The sequence below is a fragment of the Dellaglioa sp. CoH-57-MRSF-17 genome, assembly GCF_056782015.1.
In genome coordinates this window covers 1-395 of record NZ_JBXAXY010000064.1, presented here as the reverse complement: position 1 = coordinate 395, position 395 = coordinate 1, and the positions used below count along the sequence as shown (strand labels likewise).

General features: G+C 51.5%; 1 protein-coding gene. It reads right to left on the bottom strand.

What is annotated here, in order from left to right; all coding sequences use genetic code 11:
- Nucleotides 1-284 (bottom strand): hypothetical protein (locus tag AC1RPJ_RS07870; RefSeq protein ID WP_481762859.1); only part of this gene is annotated, 284 nt, incomplete at its 3' end.
- Nucleotides 285-395 lie beyond the last annotated feature (111 nt).

The following is a 395-nucleotide window of genomic DNA, read 5'->3' as shown; positions in this document are numbered from 1 at the left end:
ACATTGGACAACTGCTGAGGAATCGGGGTCCATGTAGTTAAATCTGCCGACGTAGCAATACCAGTGCTACCGCCTGACATAGTAGCCCAATAGGTCGATCCGTCGTACACCGGATTTGTTGCTTTTGCTGCTCCGTAGTACAACGTTGTCCCCGTGTTGAATCTCGCGCCGAATCCTAGTGTGATACCACCAGCTTGCCAAGCCTGATTGACTGTGATGCCTGTGTTTAGATATCCAAATGTTTGATCTGCTGCCGCTCCCCATGCAGCCGTTGAATATGACATTGACTGGAATGCACCTATGGGACGCAATGAGAAACCGTTTACGCCAGTTACACTAGGAATCGCTACGGTTGTCNTACGTGTCGGCGCAGCAGGGGTTGGGGACCATCCCTG